The following is a 468-nucleotide window of genomic DNA, read 5'->3' as shown; positions in this document are numbered from 1 at the left end:
GACCATAGAATTTGTGCGCGGCATGGTCAATTCGGTCGTTACCTCTTTGGAATTTGCCGTTGTTTTATGGGGTTTGGCGGGCATCCTGACCGTGTTCGGCTTCGACATTCCGCACGGCATCGTTTGGTTTGTCTATATGTTTGTGATTTTGGCAACCTTTATCGCCATGTGGATAGGCAACCCGTTGATTCGTTACAACTATGAAAACGAAAAGCTCAACGGCGACTACCGTTACTCCCTCATCCGCGTGCGCGACCACGCCGAAAGCGTGGCGTTTTATAGCGGCGAAAAACACGAACACGACCAGCTTTCCGACCGCTTTAAAGCCATTATCCGCAACCGTTGGCGCATTGCGCGACAAAGCGTCTGCCTGAGCGGCTTTAACGATATGTTCACCAACGGCATCAAACTCTTCCCCATTATTTTACAAGCCCCGCGCCCGTTTGCCGGACAAACCAAAATCGACAA

General features: G+C 50.9%; 1 protein-coding gene. It reads left to right on the top strand.

Features of this window, described 5'->3' with window-relative positions:
- Positions 1-468: SbmA/BacA-like family transporter (locus tag ACTHUR_RS20055; protein ID WP_440400550.1), on the top strand; the 468-nt coding region annotated here is incomplete at both ends.

Source organism: Neisseria sp. P0021.S007, assembly GCF_051956855.1.
Note: the sequence above shows the minus strand (reverse complement) of the source record. Positions and strands in the feature narration are given on the sequence as shown.